This is a genomic window from Pseudoxanthomonas kalamensis DSM 18571, assembly GCF_010211745.1.
Classification (GTDB): Bacteria; Pseudomonadota; Gammaproteobacteria; order Xanthomonadales; family Xanthomonadaceae; genus Pseudoxanthomonas_A; species Pseudoxanthomonas_A kalamensis.
On the sequence record NZ_PDWQ01000001.1, the window covers coordinates 482928 to 497346 of the forward strand.

At 66.8% G+C, this 14419-nt stretch carries 15 protein-coding genes; 6 read left to right on the forward strand and 9 right to left on the reverse strand.

Annotated features, from left to right (window positions below; genetic code table 11):
- Nucleotides 1-36: 36 nt before the first annotated feature.
- From CSC70_RS02140 to CSC70_RS14565, 3 genes are all read right to left on the reverse strand, one after another.
- Nucleotides 37-234: a helix-turn-helix transcriptional regulator gene (locus tag CSC70_RS02140; protein WP_162454978.1), complete on the reverse strand. Its 198-nt coding sequence runs from the start codon at nt 232-234 to the stop codon at nt 37-39.
- Entirely contained in the window at nt 231-818 is a 588-nt protein-coding gene (locus CSC70_RS02145) for a hypothetical protein (protein ID WP_162454979.1), read from the reverse strand. The genes CSC70_RS02140 and CSC70_RS02145 overlap by 4 nt, the downstream gene beginning before the upstream one ends.
- Before the next feature lie 216 nt (nt 819-1034).
- Nucleotides 1035-1781, reverse strand: coding sequence for a ferredoxin--NADP reductase (locus CSC70_RS14565; RefSeq protein ID WP_211369407.1), 747 nt, complete (start codon nt 1779-1781; stop codon nt 1035-1037).
- A gap of 93 nt (nt 1782-1874) precedes the next feature.
- Here CSC70_RS14565 and CSC70_RS14570 point away from each other — a divergent pair, with 93 nt between their 5' ends.
- A complete protein-coding gene (locus CSC70_RS14570; RefSeq protein ID WP_162454980.1) occupies nt 1875-2843 on the forward strand; it encodes an ABC transporter ATP-binding protein in 969 nt (322 codons plus the stop codon).
- Complete coding sequence (locus CSC70_RS02160; RefSeq protein WP_162454981.1) at nt 2840-3655, forward strand: ABC transporter permease; 816 nt, start codon at nt 2840-2842, stop codon at nt 3653-3655. The genes CSC70_RS14570 and CSC70_RS02160 overlap by 4 nt, the downstream gene beginning before the upstream one ends.
- Nucleotides 3656-3745: 90 nt before the next feature.
- On the opposite strand, the gene CSC70_RS02165 is transcribed toward CSC70_RS02160, so the two are convergent.
- Complete coding sequence (locus CSC70_RS02165) at nt 3746-4552, reverse strand: TatD family hydrolase (protein ID WP_162454982.1); 807 nt, start codon at nt 4550-4552, stop codon at nt 3746-3748.
- Nucleotides 4553-4634: 82 nt separating this feature from the next.
- Here CSC70_RS02165 and hrpB point away from each other — a divergent pair, with 82 nt between their 5' ends.
- Entirely contained in the window at nt 4635-7136 is a 2502-nt protein-coding gene (gene hrpB, locus CSC70_RS02170) for an ATP-dependent helicase HrpB (RefSeq protein ID WP_162454983.1), read from the forward strand.
- Between the two features lie 90 nt (nt 7137-7226).
- Complete coding sequence (locus CSC70_RS02175) at nt 7227-7595, forward strand: hypothetical protein (RefSeq protein ID WP_162454984.1); 369 nt, start codon at nt 7227-7229, stop codon at nt 7593-7595.
- A 16-nt stretch (nt 7596-7611) separates the two neighbouring features.
- Here the strand turns inward: CSC70_RS02175 and CSC70_RS02180 are convergent, their stop codons facing one another.
- From CSC70_RS02180 to CSC70_RS02190, 3 genes are all read right to left on the reverse strand, one after another.
- Nucleotides 7612-8157, reverse strand: coding sequence for a pseudouridine synthase (locus CSC70_RS02180; protein WP_162454985.1), 546 nt, complete (start codon nt 8155-8157; stop codon nt 7612-7614).
- A gap of 75 nt (nt 8158-8232) precedes the next feature.
- Entirely contained in the window at nt 8233-8808 is a 576-nt protein-coding gene (locus CSC70_RS02185; protein ID WP_162454986.1) for a cytochrome b, read from the reverse strand.
- Complete coding sequence (locus CSC70_RS02190; RefSeq protein ID WP_162454987.1) at nt 8805-9911, reverse strand: catalase family peroxidase; 1107 nt, start codon at nt 9909-9911, stop codon at nt 8805-8807. The genes CSC70_RS02185 and CSC70_RS02190 overlap by 4 nt, the downstream gene beginning before the upstream one ends.
- A gap of 173 nt (nt 9912-10084) precedes the next feature.
- On the opposite strand from CSC70_RS02190, the gene CSC70_RS02195 reads away from it, so the two are divergent.
- Together CSC70_RS02195 and CSC70_RS02200 are read left to right on the forward strand one after the other, a co-directional pair.
- Nucleotides 10085-10615 carry a sigma-70 family RNA polymerase sigma factor gene (locus CSC70_RS02195; protein ID WP_162454988.1) on the forward strand — a complete coding sequence of 177 codons (531 nt, stop codon included), beginning with the start codon at nt 10085-10087 and terminating at the stop codon, nt 10613-10615.
- Nucleotides 10612-11370 carry an anti-sigma factor family protein gene (locus tag CSC70_RS02200; protein ID WP_162454989.1) on the forward strand — a complete coding sequence of 253 codons (759 nt, stop codon included), beginning with the start codon at nt 10612-10614 and terminating at the stop codon, nt 11368-11370. The genes CSC70_RS02195 and CSC70_RS02200 overlap by 4 nt, the downstream gene beginning before the upstream one ends.
- Nucleotides 11371-11391: 21 nt before the next feature.
- On the opposite strand, the gene CSC70_RS02205 is transcribed toward CSC70_RS02200, so the two are convergent.
- Nucleotides 11392-12219 carry a class I SAM-dependent methyltransferase gene (locus tag CSC70_RS02205; protein WP_162454990.1) on the reverse strand — a complete coding sequence of 276 codons (828 nt, stop codon included), beginning with the start codon at nt 12217-12219 and terminating at the stop codon, nt 11392-11394.
- 58 nt (nt 12220-12277) lie between these two features.
- Entirely contained in the window at nt 12278-13990 is a 1713-nt protein-coding gene (gene aceK / locus CSC70_RS02210) for a bifunctional isocitrate dehydrogenase kinase/phosphatase (protein WP_162454991.1), read from the reverse strand.
- Nucleotides 13991-14419 lie beyond the last annotated feature (429 nt).

Sequence of the window (14419 nt, forward strand, 5' to 3'; positions counted from 1 at the left end):
TCCTCCATGAAATGTCGCAGGGATGCGCGTTCGCATTCAGTTTGCCTCCGGCAGGAAGATGGCTTCGATGGGTTGCTCGAACAGTCTGGCGATGCGGAAGGCCAGCGGCAGGCTGGGGTCGTACTTGCCGGTTTCCAGAGCGTTGACCGTCTGTCGCGATACTTCCAGACGTTCGGCCAGCTGGGCTTGTGACCAGCCGGCGAGGTCGCGAAGTTCCCGCAGGCGGTTGTTCACAGGTAGTGCCGGGAAATGAGCAGCTTGGCCACGCCGTAGGTGGCGCACAGGCAGGGAAACACCCACAGCATTGCCGCGCTGGCGGGGATGTCGATCAGGCTCGCCGTCTGCAGGAAACCGGCTGTCATGTAGCCGGCGCCGAGGATGCCGCCGGAAATGGCCAGCGATTCCAGCTCGATCCGGCGCTGCATCTCGTCCGAATCGCGGATGAAGCGGGCTACCGCGCGGATCGCCAGCACGATCAGTCCAGCGGGCAGCAGGGCGATCAGCACGCGCAGGCCGACCGCATCGACTCGCTGCAGCAAGGGCTTCCACACCAGCATGACGCCGACGTAGGCGGCCATCGGCGGCGTGAATTCGCGGTAGTAGCGGCGAGTCAACGCCGGCGGCGCCGAATCGCGGAGATTGCCCGGCCAGAACCAGACCAGGGCCGAGGCGAACAGCCCGGTGGCACCGATACCGGCCAACATGCCGAGCAGGGACGCGTCGATTGGCAACTTCAGCCACAGGCCCAGCCCGCCGAAACCGAGCAAGGCCAAGCTGCACAGCAGCAGGACCAGCGCCCAGCGCTTGCAGCCGCTCATCGGCAGTCGTCTCGCCGTGCGGGCGCCAAGGCGATCAGGGCGCAACCGAGGACAAAGAAGGCCGGTTGGCGTAGGCCGACGACCAGGAAGGCCATGCCGATTGCCAGGTAGGGCGTCGGGCGAGAACGGACGGTGCAGGGGCGCATGGGAGACTTGTCAAGGAAACTTGACACACAAGATATCGACGCCCGCACGGCGTGTCAAGCAAACTTTACATTACTTGCCTGCGGTGTACTTCTCGCGCCGGATCCGGGCCGGTCCCAAACCGGCGGCGGTCAGCGTCTCGACGCAGGCGTCGACCATGCCCGGATTGCCGCACAGGTAGGCGATGTCGCCATCGGCATCCGGCTCGAGCTCGCCGAGGAACTGCTGCACGTAACCGTGGCGCATGTCCGGATGCGGATCGGCCGGCAGCCCGCGCGAAAAGCAGGGCATGAAGCGGAAACCCGGATGCGCGTCGGCGAAGGTGCGGAACTCGTCGCCGTACAGCAGGTCTTCCGCGCTGCGCACGCCGAACAGCAGCACGACCTCGACGCCGCGCTCGGCCATCAGCCGTTCCAGCTGCGGCAGCATCGCGCGATACGGTGTCACCCCGGTGCCGGTGGCCACCAGCAGGTAGCGGCGGTTGGCATCGTCGGGCAACAGGCAGAAGCGGCCGTAGGGGCCGTTACCGGCCACCGTTCCTCCGGGCTCCAGTGCGGTCAGCAGCTCGGTAGCCACGCCGCCGGGCATATGGCTGACCGCGATCTCGATGGTGTCGTCGGGCGTCGGCGCATGCGTGCGTGGCATCGCCAGCGAGTAGCTGCGCCGCGCCACGCCGCCGTCGGCCAGCGGAACATGCAGCTGCAGGAACTGTCCGGGCTGGAAATCCAGCGCCTGGCCGTCGCCGCGGACGAAGGTGTAATGACCGACCGACGGCGACAGCATGCGTCGCGCCAGCAGTTTCAGCGGGAAGGAGGGAATGGCCAAGCCGATGGAACGCTCTGGTGCCGGGGCGCGCCCGGCGGGGCACCTATAATAAGCGCGCACCCTCGCATCCGCGCCGCAAGGCAGTACATGGCATCGCCCACAGACACGATTTCTTCCGTCCCCGCGCTTTCGGTCCGGGATTTGCGCAAGACCTACGACAATGGCGTGCAGGCGCTGAAAGGCGTGTCGCTGCAGGTGATGCCCGGCGACTTCTTCGCCCTGCTCGGCCCCAACGGTGCCGGCAAGAGCACCCTGATCGGGATCGTGTCCTCGCTGGTCAACAAGAGTTCCGGCGAGGTCGAACTGTTCGGCGTCGATCAGCAGGCGCAGCGTGACGCGGCGATGCGGCTGATCGGATTGGTGCCGCAGGAAATCAACTTCAACCTGTTCGAGAAACCGTTCGACATCCTGGTCAACTACGCCGGCTTCTACGGCATCCCGCGCGCCGAGGCCGCACAGCGCGCCGAGCAGGAACTGCGCGCCGCGCAGTTGTGGGACAAGGCCTTCCTGATGAGCCGCACGCTGTCCGGCGGCATGAAACGCAGGCTGATGATTGCCCGCGCGATGATGACCCGGCCAAGGCTGCTGATCCTCGACGAACCCACCGCCGGTGTCGACATCGAGATCCGCCGCGGCATGTGGAGCACGCTGCGCGCGATCAACGCTGCCGGCACCACGATCATCCTGACGACCCATTACCTGGAAGAAGCCGAAAGCCTGTGCCGCAACCTGGCCATCATCAACCACGGCCGGATCGTCGAGCAGGGACCGATGCGCGAGCTGCTGGCCAAGCTGGACGTGGAAGGCTTCCTGTTCGACATCGAAGGCAGCTTGCCGGCGCAATTGCCGCAGATCGAGGGCGCGGTGCTGCTGGCCAGCGACAGCCACACGCTGGATCTGGACATGCCGCGCGAGATGGATCTGAACCGGGTGTTCGCCGAATTGCAGGCCGCCGGCATCCGTGTCCGCTCGATGCGGACCAAGTCGAACCGGCTGGAAGAACTGTTCGTGCGTCTGACCAACGGTGACGCGGGCGCCAAGGAGGACGCGGCATGAGTACGCAACCGGTCGCAACAACGGCGGACCGCGAGCCGAGCGTCACCCGCCGCAATCTGGTGGCGCTGGCCACCATCGTCCGTCGCGAGGTGACCCGCATCCTGCGCATCTGGGGCCAGACCCTGGTACCGCCGGCGATCACCATGACCCTGTATTTCCTGATCTTCGGTGGTCTGATCGGCTCCCGGGTCGGCGACATGGGCGGCTACAGCTACATGGAGTTCATCGTCCCCGGCCTGGTGATGATGAGCGTGATCCAGAACAGCTACGGCAACATTTCCTCCAGCTTCTTCGGTGCCAAGTTCGGCCGCCATATCGAGGAGATGCTGGTCAGCCCGATGCCGAACTGGGTGATCCTGGGCGGCTACGTCGCTGGCGCGGTGCTGCGCGGGCTGATGGTCGGGGCAATCGTGATGGTCATTGCCATGTGCTTCACTCAGGTGCGCGTCCCGCACCCGCTGGTCACCCTGAGCACGGTGCTGCTGGGGGCGACGATCTTTTCGCTGGCCGGCTTCATCAATGCGGTCTACGCCAGGAAGTTCGACGATGTGGCGATCGTGCCGACCTTCATCCTGACCCCGCTGACCTACCTGGGCGGCGTGTTCTACTCGGTCAAGCTGCTGCCGCCGTGGGCCGAGGCAGCCACCCATGCCAACCCGATCTTCTACATGGTCAACGCCTTCCGCTACGGCCTGCTTGGCAGCAGTGACGTGCCGCTGTGGCTGGCCTACGCGTTGATGCTGGGGTTCGTCGTGGCGCTGGGCGCACTGGGCCTGTGGCTGCTCAAGCGTGGCGTGGGATTGCGCAGCTGAGGCATTGCGGGCCTTGCCGCACGCTCACGATTGCGTGCGAGACTGCGAGTGGCCGGCACAACATGCTGGTGATCTGCGAAGTGGTGAACGTCAACCAGGACTGAGCGCGTCCGGTAGGCGGAAAAACGCGCGCGCGGTTGCCGTGCTGGCGGCCGCCGCCTCCGCCGCGTCCACGCCACGGTCGCGCGCCAGTTCCTCGACGATGTGCGGCAGGAAGGCCGGCTCGTTGCGACGGTCCTTCGGCATCGGTTTGAGCGTGCGCGGCAGCAGGTAGGGGGCGTCGGTCTCGACCATCAGCCGGTTGGCGGGGATGTTCTTCATCAGTTCGCGCAGGTGTTGCCCGCGGCGCTCGTCGCACAGCCAGCCGGTGATGCCGATGTGCCAGTCGCGGTCCAGATAGTCGAACAGCTCTTCGCGGCTGCCGGTGAAGCAATGGACCACGACCGGACCGAGCCGGCCGTTGAAGTTGCGCAGCATCGCCATGAAATCGTCGTGCGCGTCGCGCTGGTGCAGGAACAGCGGTTTGCCGTTCTCGCTGGCTAACTGTAACTGACGCTCGAACGCCTTGCGTTGCGCCGGCCGTGGCGAGAAGTCGCGGAAATAGTCCAGCCCGCATTCGCCGACCGCGACAACTTCGGCATGCGCATGCAGGGCGCGCATCTCGGCGTCGCATTCGTCGGTGTACTCGCTGGCGTGGTGCGGATGCACGCCGGCAGTGGCGTACAGCACACCCGGATGCGCTTGAGCCAGGGCCAGCGCCTTCGGCGAGTGCTCGCGGCTGGCGCCGGTGACGATCATCCGTGTGACGCCGGCTTCGCGCGCGCGCTGTAACACCGCGTCGCGGTCGCGGTCGAAGCAGTCGTGGGTGAGGTTGGCGCCGATGTCGATCAGTTGCATGGCGCCATTGTAGGAGCGGCGTCAGTCGCAAAGAAGTATTGATGGAAAACATCGCGGCTGACGCCTCTCCTACAATAGGCCGATGCCTGTCGTCGACTTCCCGATCGATCCGCTGCTGCCGGACATCCGCCGCAGCCTGGCCGCGCATCCGCGGCTGGTGCTGGAAGCGGCGCCGGGCGCCGGCAAGACCACCCGGGTGCCGCCGGCGCTGCTGGACGAGGGCTGGCTAGGCGGGCGCCGGATCGTGATGCTGGAGCCGCGTCGGGTGGCCGCACGGGTGGCGGCGGGCTTCATGGCGAGTACTCAAGGCGAGGCGGTCGGCGACACGGTCGGCTATCGGATCCGCTTCGACAACAAGGTCGGGCCGCGCACCCGGATCGAAGTCGTGACCGAAGGCATCCTGACCCGGATGATCCAGGACGACCCGACGCTGGAAGGCGTCGGGGCGCTGCTGTTCGACGAATTCCACGAACGCCACCTGGCGGCCGACCTCGGCTTGGCGTTGGCGCTGGACGTGCAGCAGTCGTTGCGCGAGGACCTGCGCATCGTGGTGATGTCGGCCACGCTGGACGGCGAGCGACTGGCGCGCTGGCTGGAGGCGCCGCGCCTGAGCAGCCACGGCCGGGCGTATCCGGTGCAGATCGCACACTTTCCCGCGCGCCGCGAGGAAACGCGGGAAGCGCAGGCGGTGCGAGCCGCGTTGCAAGCATTGTCACAGTACCCCGGCGATGTGCTGGTATTCCTGCCCGGGCAGCGCGAGATTGCCCGTGTGCAGGCCGCGCTGGAAGCGACCGCACCCGACGCCGATGTGTTGCCGCTGCACGGCGAACTGCCGGTCGAGCAGCAGTCGCGGGTATTGCAGCCCGCGCCAGACGGCCGCCGCCGCGTGGTGCTGGCGACCAATGTCGCCGAATCCTCGGTGACCCTGCCCGGCGTGCGGGTGGTGATCGACGCCGGGCTCGCACGCGAACCGCGCTACGACCCCAACAGCGGATTCTCGCGACTGGATGCGGTAGCGATCAGCCAGGCCTCGGCCGACCAGCGCGCCGGCCGCGCCGGCCGGGTCGCCGACGGTTGGGCGTACCGGTTGTGGCCGGCCTCGCAGCGGCTGGAACCGCAACGCGCGGCGGAGATTGCCCAGGTCGAGCTGGCCGGGCTGGCGCTGGAACTGGCGGCCTGGGGCAGCGATACCCTGCGCTTTCCCGATCCACCGCCGCCGGGTGCATTGGCGGCGGCACGCGAACTGCTGCAACGGCTGGGCGCGCTGACGGACGACGGCGCGATCACCGCGTCCGGCCGACGCATGCTGGCACTGGGCACGCATCCGCGACTGGCAGCGATGCTGCTGGCCGCGCGCCCGCCGCGCGAGCAGGCGCTGGCCGCCGACCTGGCCGCGCTGCTGGAAGCGCGCGATCCGCTGCGTTCGCGCTCGGACGCGCTGGCCGAACGCTGGCGTGCGCTGGCCGCTTTCCGTGCTGGCCGGGTTTCGACTTCGGCCAGCCGTGGTGCGCTGGCCGCCCTCGACGCGGCGTCGAAGCAATGGCGCCGTCGCCTGCGCAGCGAGGCGCGTCCACCGGACGAAATCGAAGCGCACGAACTGGGCGACCTGCTGATCCATGCGTTTCCCGATCGCATCGCCTTCCGTCACCGCGACGATTCGTTGCGCTACCAGCTGGCCAACGGGCGCATGGCCAAGCTGTTCGATGACAGCGCGCTGCGTGGCGAGCCGTGGCTGGTCGCCAGCGAACTGCGCCACGAGATGCGCGGCGACGCCCTGCTGCTGCGCGCCGCGCCGGTTGACGAGGCGCGGCTGCGCGCGGAGTTTCCGCAGCGTTTTGTCGAACACGAAGGCGCGATCTGGGATGCGGACAAGCATGCGCTGGTGGCGCGGCGCGAGTCGCGCTTCGACCGGATCGTGCTGGACAGCCGGCCGGCCGGTCGCATCGATCCCGCGCAAGCGGCGCAGGCGCTGACCGAGGCCGTGCGCGAGTCGGGCCTGCAACTGCTGCCGTGGACCGACGCGCTGCGACAATGGCAGGCGCGGGTCGAATCGCTGCGCCAGTGGATGCCCGAGCTGGGGTTGCCCGAACGTAGCGATGACGCGCTGTTGGCGACGCTGGACGACTGGCTGCGGCCGGCCTTCGCCGGCAAGACGCGGTTGGATGCGCTGTCCGAAAGCGAATTCGGCGAGGCCTTGAAGACCGGCATCGACTGGCCGTTGCGGCAGAAACTGGACGCGCTGGTCCCGACCCGCATCGTCGTGCCTTCGGGCCTGGAACGCCGGATCGAATACGCACTGGACCACGCTGGAGCACCGCAGCCGCCGGTGCTGGCGGTCAAGCTGCAGGAGCTGTTCGGCCTGGCCGAAACGCCGCGGATCGCCGACGGACGGGTGCCGCTGCTGCTGCACCTACTCTCGCCCGGCGGCAAGCCGTTGCAGGTCACCGCCGACCTGCGCAACTTCTGGGACACCATCTATGCCGAAGTGAAGAAGGAAATGAAGGGGCGCTATCCGAAGCATCCGTGGCCGGATGACCCATGGACCGCAACTGCATCGCATCGCGCCAAGTCGCGAGGGACGTGATCCGGGCATCGTCACGCGCCCAGCGCGTCGCGGCGTTACCATCGCATCAGGCGCGGACTTCCTGTCCACGCATTCCCTCAGGAGTCGTCGATGAGCAAGTTGGGCGAACTATCCGAACAGGCGCTGGAGCTGGCCGAAAAGCTCGGCGAGAAGTTGCAGCTGAGCGGCGACCAGGCCGGCAAGTGGCTGCAGACCGGCGCCGCGCTGGGCGTGGCGCGGGCCGGGGCGAAGACCGCCAAGGGCTTCGTCAAGCGCAACCCGGTCACCAGCGTAGCCATCGCCGCCGGCGTCGGGCTGCTGGCATTCGCGGCCTACCGCCGCCATCGCCGTGAAGCGCTGGAGGCATCGGTCGAAGGCGCATCGAAGCAGATCGTGGCACGCAAGCAGAGGGGCCAGCCGAAGGCGCTCGCGCCACCGCCGGCCAAGGCGCGTAAATCACGAGTCGGCAAGACCGCTTGAGCTTGGGAAGCCGGCCTCAGGTCTGCGCCAGTTCGCGCCACTGCCCGGGTTGCAGGTCATCCAGCCGGTGCGGGCCGATCGAGGTTCGCACCAAGCGCAGGGTCGGCAGACCGACTGCGGCGGTCATCCGCCGTACCTGGCGGTTGCGGCCTTCGCGGAGTGTCAATGACAGCCAGCTGTCCGGCACCATCTTGCGAAAGCGTACCGGCGGATCGCGCGGCCACAGCGGCGGGGCCGCAGGCAGGGACTCCGCCAGTGCCGGCAGCGTCGGACCATCCTTCAGGGTTACGCCAAGGCGCAGGGCCTCCAGTTGCGCAGGGTCGATGACGCCTTCCACCTGTACCCAATAGGTCTTCGGCTGCTTGTGCCTGGGATCGGTCAATTGGTGCGCCAGTGTGCCGTCGTCGGTCAGCAGCAGCAGGCCCTCGCTGTCGTAGTCCAGTCGCCCGGCGGGATACACGCCGGGAGGCAATCCGAATCCGGCCAGCGTGCGTCGCGGCGGCATGCTGAGATCGGTGAACTGGCACAACACATTGAACGGCTTGTTGAAGGCGATCAGCATGAGTCGAAGGTAAAGAAGAGGTTGTAGCCGAACGAAGAGTCGTGCGAAGCCCATTATCGGTGCTGCGCGCCGGGATCATGCGTCTTCGGCGTGATCTTCGGCGGCGGGCGCGATATTTTGCGCGCCGCCGCGCGTCATCGACGCGAAGACGCCATCGCGGCGGACCCAAGCGTGATACAACGCCGCTCCCAGATGCGCCAGCACCAAGGCGAACAGCGCGTAACCGAAAGCGCCATGTGCCGTGCGCAGCAGCGCATACCATGCCGCATCGTGCGGCGCGATCGGCGGCAGATGCACACCGGCGAACAAGGGGATCGGATAGCCGCCGGCCGACAGCATGGCCCAGCCCAGCAACGGCATGGCCAGCATAACCGCGTACAGCAAACCGTGCGAAGCCCGTGCCGCGAGTGCCTGCAATGCCGGCAGATCGGCCGGCAACGGGGGCGGCGGGCTGTGCCAGCGATGGAACAGACGCAGCAGGGCCAGCAGCAGGATCGCAATGCCCAGCGGTCGGTGGATGTCGATCAGCAACGGTCGCAGCGAGAGCGAGGCGACCATGCCGACGCCGATGAACAGCATCGCCAGGATCAGCACCGCCATGCCCCAGTGCAGGGTCCGCGCCAGCGCGTCGAAATGTCCATGGCGATTCATCGTGCGGCCTCCTGCGGGCTTTTCCCGGTCGCTTGCGGGGCCTTGCCCGTGCCGATCTCGCGTTCGCGGCGGGTGAACGACACCGAGTACGCCGCCGCGCGCGCGGCCAGGACCGGGTCATCGGAAAGCGCGATACCGACGGGAACAAGGGTCGGGTCGTAATTGATGTCGCGGCAGGGTCCGGTGGCCTGGGGCTGGCTGCTCTCCAGCGTCAGCGTGCCGGCGACGATGTGCGAACGCTCGTCCGGCCACGGCTGTGACGGATCGTCGACAGGATCGCCCGGAGCGGCCTCGGTGACCACCAGGTCCCAGCGCAGCGGTCCTTGTTGCAGCCGCGATTGCAGATCCTCGGCGAGGAAATCGGCATCGGCCTGCTGGCGCTGTTCGGCGCTCAGGGGCTCGAACGGCGCCTGCGGCCGCATCGACCAGCGCACGAAGTGTTCACCACCGTTCGCATCGATGAAGCGGAAGGCGTTGACGCCATTGAATTGCGTATTGGCCCAGCTGTTCGACCAGGGCGCGCTCCTGGCCCAGTCCTGGAGTTTCTTCGCTTCCGGATAGCGCTGCAGGAATGCGGCTATCTTGGCCGGGTCCGGCTTGCCGGTCACCGGGTCCGGGCGCGAGGCCACGATCTGCGCGGCGAAGCTGGCCGGGGTGGCGACCGAGAAGAACGGAAAGCTGTTCATCGCCGTGCGCCATTGCTGCCCGTCATCGGTTTTCAGAAGCAGGGCCATGCTGCGTACCCGTGCCTGCGCGTCCAGTGCATGCGGGTCACCGCCGGCGATCGACAATCGTCCCAGCACCGGTACGTGCGGTTGCGAGAACACGCGAGCCATCGACAGCGTTGAGGCTTGTGCCGAGGGCTCGAAATGGCCGGTGACGCAAACGCCTTTGCTGTGCGCGCGACGGAAGCCGGGGTGGGCCTTGCCGCCTTCGACGGTGTCGATCAGGCGTTGCGCGGTCAGTCGCTTCGGCGTGATTCCACCGGCGACCCAGGCCAGGGCCAGAATCAGCAGCGCGACGATGGCGCCAATCGCAGCGAAGGCCGGATATGGCGACCGTCGTGCGGGCGAGAGGGGATCGGAGGTCGATTCGTCGGACATGGGGAGCCCTGAGGCTGGAGGAACGAAGATGCGAGTAAGACGCGTGACGGGGCGGTTTATTCCCGAGGGGCCCGGGCTGCCCGGAACCAAGTCGCGGACGGCCGCAAGCCGGGTGGGGAATAATCTGGCCATTCCGGACGTCGTATCCTCATGCTTTCCACCATCCCGCTGTCGTGACCGATGCCCTCACCCGATTGGATGACCGGACCCTGGGCGAACTGATTCCCCGGTTGCGCCGTTTCGCCCGCTCCCTGGTCGCCGAGCCGGCCGCGGCTGACGATCTGGTGCAGTCCACGCTCGAGCGCGCGCTGAGCCGTGGCGACAGTCGCCGTGGCGGTGGCGAAACCCTGCAGGCATGGCTGTTCTCGGTGCTGTACCGTCAATTCGTCGATGAATACCGGCGGGCAACGCGCTGGAAGCGGATCGCACGGCTGTTTGCCGTCGACAACGAGGGGCAGGTGCCGACGCCGGAACAGGTATTCGACGCGCGTGCCGAGCTGGCCGGCCTTGCCGGCTTGCCGGCCGAGCAGCGCGCACTGTTGCTGCTGGTCAGCGTCGAGGGCCTGGCCTATCGCGAAGCCGCCGCGGTGTTGGGCATTCCCATCGGCACGGTGATGTCGCGGTTGTCGCGTGCGCGACAGGCACTGCGCGCAATCGGCGACGACGAAGCGCCGGCAAAGCCAGGACTGAGGATGCTGCGATGACGGGAGGACCCAAAAGCTTCCAGCCGGGCGAAGACGAACTGCATGCTTATGTCGACGGACGACTGGATGCCGTGCGCCGTGCCGAGATCAACGCATGGCTGGAAGCCAATCCGCTGCATGCCGCGCAGGTACGTGGCTGGAAGCGCGATGCCGAACGCCTGCGCGCGTTGCATGCGTATCCCGAAGCCTGGCCGGCGAATCCTCAACTGGAACCGGCCCGTGTGCGGCATGGACTGCGCAAGCGTCGATGGCGGCGCCTGGGCATGACGGCAAGCCTGATGTTTTCGTTGGCTCTCGGCACGGGCGCGGGCTGGTACGCGAGGCAGACGAGTCTGCCGATGACGCATCCACCGATGGCCGATGCAGTGGCCGCCTATCGGCAGTTCGTCGATGCCGATGCTCCGCCGATGGAGTTCGGAAACGACCGCGTCGACGATTTGCAGCGCTGGTTGCAGCGACATTATGGCAACGAAGGGAGCGTTCCCGACCTGGGCGCCGCGGGCTATCACCTGCTCGGCGGCCGCCTGCTTTCGACTGAGCAGGGAGTGGCGGCCATGCTGGTTTATCAGGACGGTTCCGGTGCGCGCGTCGGCGTGTATCTGCGTCCGCGCGGGCAACTACGCAGCAGTGGTCGACGCCGCGACGGCAATTTGCTGGCGCAATACTGGTCGCGGCATGACACCAGCTTCGCAGTGGTCAGCGCCGTTGCCGACACGGCGGCATTGCAACTGCCGCGGATGCTCGGCAGCGATTGAACCGCACGGTCGGCGTGTCAGCTATTCGGCTGCCGGCTTGATGAAGCGCAAGGTCATGCGGTCGCTTTCACCGATGGCCTGGTACTTCGCATCGTCGGCCGCGTCGTGCTGGTTGGTGGGCGGCAGCATCCATACGCCGTTCGGATGATCCTTGGTGTCTTTGGGATTGGCGTTGATCTCGCTGCTGGCGTCCAGACGAAAGCCGGCGGCTTCGGCCATCGCGATCACCTGTGCCTGGCCGACATAACCGCTGCGGTCGTCGGCCGCTACGTCGGCGGCGGCGCGGTGTTCGACCACGCCCAGTACCCCACCCGGCTTGAGCACGGCGAAGAAGCCGCGGAACATGCCCTCGGCCTGTCCGGCGCTGCGCCAGTTGTGCACGTTGCGGAAGGTCAGTACCACGTCGGCGGACGCGGCGTCGCCGAAGGCCGGTGCGGCGGGATTGTAGGCGACGATGGCAGCCTGGCCGTAACGGGTCGGCGAACCGGCGAACAGCGCATCCAGCCGCTGCCGGGCCCGCGCCTGGTAATCGCGGCCACCGCCTTCCGGCAGAGCATGGGGATCGACCGCCGCGGCGACGTACTTGCCGTGCCCGCCCAGATACGGCGCCAGGATCTCGGCGTACCAACCTCCGCCGGGCGTGATTTCGATCACCGTGTCGGTCGGTTTCACGCCGAAAAAGGCCAGTGTTTCCACGGGATGGCGGTAAGCGTCGCGAACGGCGTTGTCGGGATTGCGCGCGCTGTCGGCAACGGCGTCGCGCAGGGCGTCGGTGGCTTCGTCGGCGTGCGCCGCCAGCGGCAAGGCGACGGCGGCCGACAGCAGCAGGGAACAGGCGAGACGCAACATGGCGGGCTCCGGAATCTGCAGGGAGGCCGAGCCTAGCACGGGCGATGTAAGCGCAGATTCAAGCCAGCCGCATGCTGTCCGGGTACGGTGGCGTGTCCGGGTAGTCGCCGACGCGCAGGCGTGCCTGCAGGGCCTGCCACCATTCGACCCGGAACAGGTCACCGTGTACCGCCTGCAAGGCTTTCGCCTGCGCTGCCGGCAGGCCGAGGAACTGCGGGAACTTCTCCGGGAACACGTCGCCGGGATCGACCTGGAACCACGGCTCGTCGGCCAGTGCTTCCTCCATCGTCGTCGCCTTCGGGTATTCGCGGAAGTTGCAGTCGGTGATCATGCACAGTTCGTCGTAGTCGTAGAACACGGCGCGGCCGTGGCGGGAGACGCCGAAATTCTTCAGCAGCATGTCGCCGGGGAAAATGTTGTTGCACGCCATGTCGCGGATCGCCTGGCCATAGTCCAGTGCGGCCAGCCGCGCCGCTTCGGCCGGCTGTTCGCGCAGGTACAGGTTCAGCGGGCGTAACCGGCGCTGCACATAGCACAGGTCGATGACCAGGTCGTCGCCTTCCTCGCTCACGCTCAGCGCGCAGTGGCGCAACAGCTCTTCGCGCAGTGCCGGCGAGAAGCGCGCGCGCGGGAAGCGCAGCGAGCGGTAGGATTGGGTATCCAGCAGGCGGCCGATGCGGTCCAGCTGGAACACCATCGAATACTTGTCTTCCACGTCGCGACGTGACATCCGCTTCGGGTAGGCGAAACGGTCGCGGATCAGCTTGAACACCAGCGGATAGCTGGGCAGGGTGAACACCACCATGACCATGCCCGGCGTACCTTCAGCGTGCACCAGTTGCTCGTTCGGGTGCGCCTGGAAATGACGGAAAAAGGTGCGATAACGCTCGGTCTTGCCCTGCTTGGCGCGGCCGAGTACCGTGTAGATCTCGTCGATCGGCTTGTGCGGCAGCAGGGTGCGCAGGAACACCACCGCATCGCCGACCGTGGGCAGATCGGCGTGGAAATAGCTGCGTGAAGTACCGAACAAGTGCGCCACATCGGCGCGCCGGGTCAGCACGGTGTCGGCACGCAGGCCGCGTTCGTCGTTGACCAGGGCGATCACGCACGGTGAGAACCGATGCTCGCCCAGCACGCGTCCGACCAGGTAGGCGCGGCGTTCGCGATAGAACACGGTATCGAGCAGTTCGATCGAACGCAGCGGATTCTCGCCCCAGTGCGCGAGGTCATCCTGCAGGCGCACGGCGATCGCGGCCGCGCAGCGGGTGCGGTGCGCGTATGGAACGTCGAAGCGGTAGTCAGCGAGCACCCGGGCGAAGGTCTCCACTGGCTTTAGTTCGGACACCGCGTAGCTGTGTCGCGCCACCGGATGGGTGATGGCGTCGGTCGGCTCGATGTCCAGCGCCACGAATTCGATCGCCGGATCGACGCCGTGGGTGCGGAAGAAGCGCCGGGTCAGGGTGTTGTAGAAGGTCTTGAATAGTTCCTGATCGATCAGGTCTTCGATCAGGGCGGCGTACTCGGCCCGGATCCGCACCCACAGATCATGGTCGCGCGCGCGATCCTGCAGCATCGCCTCCAGACGCAGGATGCATTCGGCCACGCACTGGTCGTACAGCGCGATGCGTTCGACCGCATCGGCGCGTGCGGCGACCCAGTCGCGGGTCTCGAAGCGCCGGCGGGCACGGGCGGTGATCTCGGCGAAGCGGGCGTGGTAATCCTCGAACGAATCGCGGATTACAGCAGCCAGGCGGGGGGCGGAGGCGGACATCGGTCTTCGATTCTAGCGATTCCCGGACAGCAGGCCGCCGCCGGGTGGAGGGCGTCGAAAAGCGGGGCCACGTCACAAAATGACCCAACGTCGTCGATGGTGGACGCTACAAGCGTCAAGGTACAGGACGACGTGGGCCAGATTCCGGAGCGCAAGAAGACAAGAGCGGGGATTACATAAACCGCGAGTCGAGAAAGATAACCCATTGATAGAAAACGGAATTTCATGGCGGCTTGCGCACTGATATACGGACCGGCTGGCACCTTGGTTCTGTAATTCGACATACCGATGGCATTGGCCCGCAATTTGCGAAAGGGATTCCGTGATCTTGATCGCATCGTGATGTCAGGATCCACGGAGCCGGCAGCAGGAAAAGGATTTCCCGATTCGGGCACTTGTTCCCGAAGTGCGAACAAGGGGTTCGCAGGC

Bases quoted from the DNA above. Each gene is read 5' to 3' on its own strand.
- CSC70_RS02205 (WP_162454990.1), bottom strand. From the start codon at position 12,219: ATGTTGCGTCTCGCCTGTTCCCTGCTGCTGTCGGCCGCCGTCGCCTTG.
- CSC70_RS02160 (WP_162454981.1), top strand. From the start codon at position 2,840: ATGAGTACGCAACCGGTCGCAACAACGGCGGACCGCGAGCCGAGCGTC.
- CSC70_RS02190 (WP_162454987.1), bottom strand. From the start codon at position 9,911: ATGTCCGACGAATCGACCTCCGATCCCCTCTCGCCCGCACGACGGTCG.
- CSC70_RS14570 (WP_162454980.1), top strand. From the start codon at position 1,875: ATGGCATCGCCCACAGACACGATTTCTTCCGTCCCCGCGCTTTCGGTC.
- CSC70_RS02165 (WP_162454982.1), bottom strand. From the start codon at position 4,552: ATGCAACTGATCGACATCGGCGCCAACCTCACCCACGACTGCTTCGAC.
- hrpB (WP_162454983.1), top strand. From the start codon at position 4,635: ATGCCTGTCGTCGACTTCCCGATCGATCCGCTGCTGCCGGACATCCGC.
- aceK (WP_162454991.1), bottom strand. From the start codon at position 13,990: ATGTCCGCCTCCGCCCCCCGCCTGGCTGCTGTAATCCGCGATTCGTTC.
- CSC70_RS02145 (WP_162454979.1), bottom strand. From the start codon at position 818: ATGAGCGGCTGCAAGCGCTGGGCGCTGGTCCTGCTGCTGTGCAGCTTG.
- CSC70_RS02180 (WP_162454985.1), bottom strand. From the start codon at position 8,157: ATGCTGATCGCCTTCAACAAGCCGTTCAATGTGTTGTGCCAGTTCACC.
- CSC70_RS02185 (WP_162454986.1), bottom strand. From the start codon at position 8,808: ATGAATCGCCATGGACATTTCGACGCGCTGGCGCGGACCCTGCACTGG.
- CSC70_RS02200 (WP_162454989.1), top strand. From the start codon at position 10,612: ATGACGGGAGGACCCAAAAGCTTCCAGCCGGGCGAAGACGAACTGCAT.
- CSC70_RS02175 (WP_162454984.1), top strand. From the start codon at position 7,227: ATGAGCAAGTTGGGCGAACTATCCGAACAGGCGCTGGAGCTGGCCGAA.